This window comes from Endozoicomonas sp. ONNA2, from assembly GCF_024606365.1.
Lineage (GTDB): Bacteria > Pseudomonadota > Gammaproteobacteria > Pseudomonadales > Endozoicomonadaceae > Endozoicomonas.
The window spans coordinates 1-6,186 of the sequence record NZ_JAHHPO010001123.1 but is presented as its reverse complement, the minus strand read 5'-3'; the positions used below and the strand labels follow the sequence as shown (position 1 = coordinate 6,186).

2 protein-coding genes are annotated in these 6,186 nt (G+C 47.2%); one reads left to right on the top strand and one right to left on the bottom strand.

Annotated elements, in window-relative coordinates:
• Positions 1-322: 322 nt before the first annotated feature.
• Positions 323-6,010, top strand: a complete 5,688-nt coding sequence (locus tag KDK14_RS19885) for a hypothetical protein (protein ID WP_257266963.1) — start codon at positions 323-325, stop codon at positions 6,008-6,010.
• Here KDK14_RS19885 and KDK14_RS19880 read toward each other — a convergent pair.
• A partial coding sequence (locus KDK14_RS19880) for a hypothetical protein (protein ID WP_257266962.1) occupies positions 5,941-6,186 on the bottom strand: 246 nt, incomplete at its 5' end. The genes KDK14_RS19885 and KDK14_RS19880 overlap by 70 nt on opposite strands.

The following is a 6,186-nucleotide window of genomic DNA, read 5'->3' as shown; positions in this document are numbered from 1 at the left end:
GTATAAAAATCAGAAAATTCCAGATTTAAATGAGGGGTGCTGAATAGTTACAAAATCAGAAAATTCCAGATTTATGTGAGGGGTGCTGAACAGTTACAAAAAAAAAATAGAGCGGGAACTTTTACTTGACTGGATGATCCCAGTTTGAGTGAGGTTAATATAGTTTATCGTACAGCCGCACTTTAGCGCTATTACTGATTGCGCGTGCTTATACGACGGCTTTTAAAACCTCTGAGCGACTACCCGGCACTTCCCCTGGCAGTCTTCACGGACAGCCCCCCGGTTGTGGTCAAAGCAGACTATTAACGTGTAGAGCAGTAGCATGGATAAACTAAACACGGCATTATTATTTCCGCGCTTTCATGATTTATCAATTTCACCAGAATCAGACAATACGGCCCAGGGTATCTCTAAGACTGAGGTAACAGAAAAACAGATTCCTGACAGTTCGACAGGGTATTTTGGGAGGGTTTCCGAAAAAACCATTGCCGACAGACTGCATCTTCACCAGATGACCAAGACTGATTACAAACAAACAGCTAAAAAACGAATTCTTTTTAACCAACTCATTCCCTCATTGATGTCAGCAACAGAAATGTCACAAACCTCAGTCCTGACATATTTGTTACCGGCGCTTGAGCTAACCCCCTATTTAAGAAAAATGGACCGCGGGGAGATGGTAAAAGTCTCAGACCACCCGTCACAGCTGCAGACCGGATTGTTACTGGAGCTGATTACCCGGATAAAACAGGGGCATAAACTACACGAACTGCATCGACTGGCAGATGGGCAGCCAACCCCGAAGGAGATAAAATTCAATGCGCAAACCCGGACCCTGAGTATCGGCCTGAATCACTTTACCCGCGAAGATCTCGGTGATGAGACATTTCGGGAACTGCGTGATCGTCTTTTGGGGCAAAGTGATCGCAGGGAAGACCCGGGTGTTATTCTGGATCATGTGCAAAAACGAAAAGCAGTATCAATGGCTCACTGGCAGAAGATACTGGCCATGGTTCTGAACATTCAGGACTCAGCCACCAGTCAGCACATTACCAACGCACTCAACACAAAACATAAGCTGTCACCGTCCAGTGCACAGGAGTGCGAGGCATTAACCGCACTGATTCCAACGTTGAAATTAACCACCCATCCCGGCTTTTCCATGATGAAGCCTCTCTTTTCCTGGTTATCGCAACACCACCTGAAAGGTGACAAACTCAACAGCCAGCAACTGGCCTGGCTGAAAAGCATGGTGACCAACAAGCTTTACACACAATTACCAGCGCTGGAGGATACCGGGCTGGAGGAACTCTGTATCTATAAGGAAGGGCGTCTGGTCAGTGGTGATGAAGCAAAAAACCCTCGTGAGGAGCTGATAAAAAAGGCAATAGTCGATGCCACCCCTCAAGAACTCACTGAAATCGTCAAGCTCTTTGACACACTGCTCTGCGATCTTACCCCATCTGTCAATGCAGAAAATCGCCTGGGCATTATCTACACACTGCTTAAATTCAGAGGCCAGTCCCTGCTGAACAATCTACTGGAAACCGCGAGCATTGGCAGTGATACTCTCCTGGCAATGTACAAAGCCCAACTGATCCTGACCTATTCCCTTGATGAAAATGCCAGGGAAGCCGAAAGGACGTCCAGCGAACAATCGGTAAATTGCCTGCTAAAAACCCTCCAGTTGAGAATGGCGCGGAGCATAATAATGCTGGCGACAATGGATGGGTTATCAGTGCCTCCGGAGGTCACGAATAAGGCCCGAACCCTGATTGACCATCACAATGATGGGTTGCAGGCCATCGCGCATGAATTTAACCAGCAAGATACAGAGGATGACAACTGGGAAATGGACTCCTGTGGTGGGTACTCAGATGATGACTATATGCCCTTGGCCAACCACACCCTTTCAGCAGAGAACTATCTCACCCTTCCTGACTATCTGCTGACCAGTGACCGTGCTATCACACTTGATCCACAACATCTGATGCTACCGAAGGACAAACACTTTCGTATTCCTTCAGTAAAAGATAGCCATCCCAAAAATCGAAGGAGTGAACGAAAGAACCGCGACGAACAAAAACTACGGAAGGACTTTCTGCTAACGCCTCAATCAACTGATCTGACTCGCCCCATTGACTGGATAAAAATGGAGGTGCCAATCACCTGCCTGTTTACCGGAAACACTCAAAATAAAAATAAAATGTCTTTTGCACTTCAGGTGTTCAACACTAAAGTGTTGCCGATTATTCAGCAGGCTACCACAGAAAACACCAGCGCTGTTTCAGCAACCGGCGACTTTTCAGCAACCGGCACTGTTTTAACAATTAGCGAAAATGTACACAAATCACTGAAAAGGCCATTCATTGACGACTCAGCCACTGAATTTATACCCCGTAAAGTTCTAAAAACAGAAGCTTCTTCTCCAGTTAGCGCCGCAGTCACCCTTGAAGAACTGGAGGCCATGAACGTTATCAGGGAACTGTTGGCATTAGCAGAGGCAACCGGAAAGCCGGGGCTTGACCTCAGGGCAATCATCACCAGCATTCAGGGCCGGACATCAAACCAGACATCACGCTCTGTGTTACAGCAATTGGCAACAGTACTCCCCGGACTGCCAGACAATCACAACCGTACACAGCTGCTGGAGCTTACTGCCTTTCAGTTATTTGCCGAATTTTACCCATCAGACAACGCATTCAAGCGTTTAATCAAAACGCTGTACATCATTCGATCAAGAAGTGATTTCCTCCAGTTTGCTGATGACAAGTACGATAGTTACGGAAACAGTGCAACCAATAAATTAAAACTGCAAATGGGTGAGCTTTTCAGAGACGAGTGGCGCCATCCTGACGGTTTACTGGGGAGCAGGATCCGGCAGTCGGTGAAAGCCGCTTTCAAACAAAGTGACAGCAGCTGCAGCTATCAGCAAATAATGGATTCTGTGTTGACATCCATGCGGCCATCGAACCAGCCCTCTGATAACTACCCACACCTGATCAACAAGTTGAGCAAGACAGTAGAAAAAAGAATGAACCAACGACGGGAGTTATCCAGCCTGGATCAGCAACAGAAGATATTAACGGCTCATCACCGATCTGCCTACCAGGGACTTCTTGCCAGTGAAATCAAATGCTTGATTAAAACAGCTTCCGAACTTTGTCAGCAATTCCTTCCTGAAGACAGCAGCAGTACAAAACCGATGTCGTATGATGTGTCCCGTACCGATTCTGACATGGCAATGTCTGACCAGATCGATCGCACACAGTTTCATACCCTGCCATCCAGATATTACCTGTGCGATCAGCTTAAGACACTGATCCCATTGATTGGCAACTGGCTCAATCAAATCAGTGATGACGGTCTGATTGCCGAGAAAGATGCTGCTGAAGCCGGAATAGATCGACTGGTTCAGTTTGCCAACAGCACGATCAGGTTGAATCGTCCTGTGCAAAATGAGGACGAAACCTTAAAACAGATTATTGCGTTGTGTGATCGATTCCACTGTTTGCAACAGGAGCACAGCCAGTGGCAATCAACCAGTGAGATTGCTTCCACCCATAACCAGTGGGTTGAAACCGGGAATACGCTGAAACATCTCCAGTACATAGGTCGGTTCCCCTCCCCACAGGAATTGCAGGAACAGATAAACAAGGTAATTTTCGGGCCTGAAGCCCCTGTGCTCTCACCGGCAGACCAGGAGCTATTGAGTACTGTTTCTGCATTGAGAAACCGATACGAACCTGAGTTAGTCAGCAAGGCTCTGGGTCATCCAGATATCCGTGAGTTCAGTCACCGGCCAGAGTATTTATCCCACCGTATTGCCGAGATGAACCAGGTATGGAGTGACAGTGTTCGAACTCAGCGACGTCAATACCAGTCATTAGAGTCGACACTCTACCATCTGCAAAGAGACCCCAGATGCAGGGCTCCTGAGCTTGAGAAGCGCAAGGCTATGCATCGAACCCATGAGCGGCATAATAGTAGAATGGATGATCTGAAGAATATTCAGCAAAAGTGTCAGTCACACACGCTGCAAGATCGTTCTTACCCCCATGACCAACCTCTGCTATCAACATTGGAGTCAATGGCATGGGGTCATACGGCAAAATATTCCGGTATTGATACAAAGCCGCTCAACGAACAACAAAAACAGCAGCTGATGGGATTAATAGAATCGGCCCCTTTAGAGAATACATTGTCTGACGGCACCAGCCTGTTTGACTGGATCGGTATGGAAGAAAACAGGCAGCAGCTGAAAGCTGCAGCGAATCATCCCGCCCCCATGCTTATTGACAGCCCCATGAGGACAGATCACCAAGTATTTACGCTTATAAAATATCTTAAGAAAAAAAATAACTATAAAATTAAAGAGCTACAACATCAGATTGAGGGTGCAAACAAAACCCTGGCCGAAATGGAAAAGGGACATAACCACAGGGCCAGAGAGTTGCAGGAGTATAAGGAAGTACTGTTTGGTCTGTTAGGAAACCGCATACACTGCAAGATAATGATTGATGACGAGTCGTATTCCTATGCTGATGCACTGATTGCCTTTCATAACAAAGATAATTATTACTACTTAAAAAATGTGAGCAGTAAACAGAAGGAGGCAACTTTAGAACTGTACGAATGTACACAAGATCAACATGCCGACCATAAAAAGTATCAAAATGATGTGCAATGGCTGGAATTTGCCGGGGAATGTCGATCTCACAATACCAACCCGGACATTCTTCCGGAAGTCATCAATTTAATGGCGCTGGAGAGGCTGGAACGAATTGATGATATAGAAAACAAAATTGTCCGTTTGCAACAACAGATTCAGGCAGCGAAACAAACCATTGCTGAAAACTCTGCACTCATTGAGGCAGCGGCCGCACAACTGGAAGCCAGCCTGAAACCTGAGCTTGACGCTGAGTCCAAAAAAACAAGAGAGGCCGAGCTGGAACTGTTCACCAAAGCCTTTGAGCATGGTCAACAATTGTCAGAATCCCGCGCCATACAACGAGTGTTGTGTCAATATCTCCGTGACAACATGGCTGCTGACAGCGTTAGCGCCAGGATTGTTAAGGACTGCGCAGCCCAGAGAAAGCACGTTCCTTCCAACTTCCTTGATATCATTGAGTATCCCGGGCACGATACTGGTGGGGGCAACTTCCGGTGGCTGCCAACGGGCAAACTGCCCTTCCAGATTATTAATGTCCGGGGTGCATTCCCCTTATTGGAGTCACTGCATAACGAAGGCAGAATGTTTCCATGGGATTTGCTGACGCAGGATGATAAGGGCAAGCCATCGAGCGCCCTGGTTTTCGCTGCCGCAAAACGGCGCTACAGGACCTGCAAAACGCTGCTCACATGTCTTCAGGAATTCCGACACCTCGACCTTGATACCCTTAACCAGTTACTGACAGCCAACCCTTCGGGTGATAACAGAAACCTTCTGCACCTTTTAGGCCAACTGGCAAAACCGGCCACTCTGCAAGCCCTGTTGCAACTGCTCAATCATGTCAGTAAAAAACAGGAATTCGATGCAGATTATCCTTCTGACTGCCTGCAAAACCGGATCGCCCTGGATAAGGAACACTTGTTAAAAACACTCCTTGCCCAGACCGATTATGAAGGCCTCTACCCCACAGACCTGCTGTTGTTCAATACTGCTAAAAAAATCCGGGAATGGCCAGAAGACAATGTCCAGGCGCTGACCAGCTATTGCAACGATTTTCTGATCAATGAGGCCAAATGCATGTGGATTGCAGCGTCCGGGTCTATGGGTGTTGAGCAATCCTGCCGGTCAGTGGAGTGCTTTATGAAAGGTATTGATGACCTTGATCAGCTATGTCCGGCAAAACAACAGGCCGCTGAAGACTTCCTGAAACAACTGATGCGCATATTCAGGGTACATGGTCCTGCCAGGTTGCATGAACAACTGATGGCTCAGATCACGGTGGGCCAGGCTATCGGTATATCTGACCAACATTCGTTCTTATCCGGGTCAGTTTCATGATGCAAAACCCAGCTATTCATCAGTGCCGCTGGTACAGTTTCATGATCTTCTGCACGCAAATAGTCAACCAGCAGATCGTAGAGGGGATTGCGGCATAATGTTTCGGGCTCACCTTTATTAACCAGATCAACCACTGTAACCCGCCGGGTATACTCGGCGAGGTGTTTGGCATTGGA

Coding starts and splice junctions, on each gene's coding strand:
- KDK14_RS19885 (WP_257266963.1), top strand. CDS start 323: ATGGATAAACTAAACACGGCATTATTATTTCCGCGCTTTCATGATTTA.